The organism is Streptomyces caelestis (assembly GCF_001279005.1).
Lineage (GTDB): Bacteria > Actinomycetota > Actinomycetes > Streptomycetales > Streptomycetaceae > Streptomyces > Streptomyces heliomycini.
This window is the reverse complement of record NZ_LGCN01000153.1, coordinates 1-259: the sequence shown is the minus strand read 5'-3', so window position 1 is coordinate 259 and position 259 is coordinate 1. Positions and strand designations below refer to the sequence as shown.

Genomic DNA, 259 nt, shown 5'->3' with positions numbered 1-259 from the left:
CTGGGTTGATAGGCCGGATATGGAAGCACGGTAACGTGTGGAGTTGACCGGTACTAATAGGCCGAGGGCTTGTCCTCAGTTGCTCGCGTCCACTGTGTTGGTTCTGAAACCACGAACGGCCCCATGCAGGTCACGCATGGTCGGTTGTCTGTTTCATCGTGTTTCGGTGGTCATAGCGTAGGGGAAACGCCCGGTTACATTCCGAACCCGGAAGCTAAGCCTTACAGCGCCGATGGTACTGCAGGGGGGACCCTGTGGG

The 259-nt window shown here is 57.5% G+C and carries 2 rRNA genes; both read left to right on the top strand.

Features of this window, described 5'->3' with window-relative positions:
- Nucleotides 1–77 (top strand): 23S ribosomal RNA (locus tag ADK41_RS14305); the annotation flags it as partial.
- A gap of 85 nt (nucleotides 78–162) precedes the next feature.
- A 5S ribosomal RNA gene (gene rrf, locus ADK41_RS14300) occupies nucleotides 163–259 on the top strand; the annotation flags it as partial.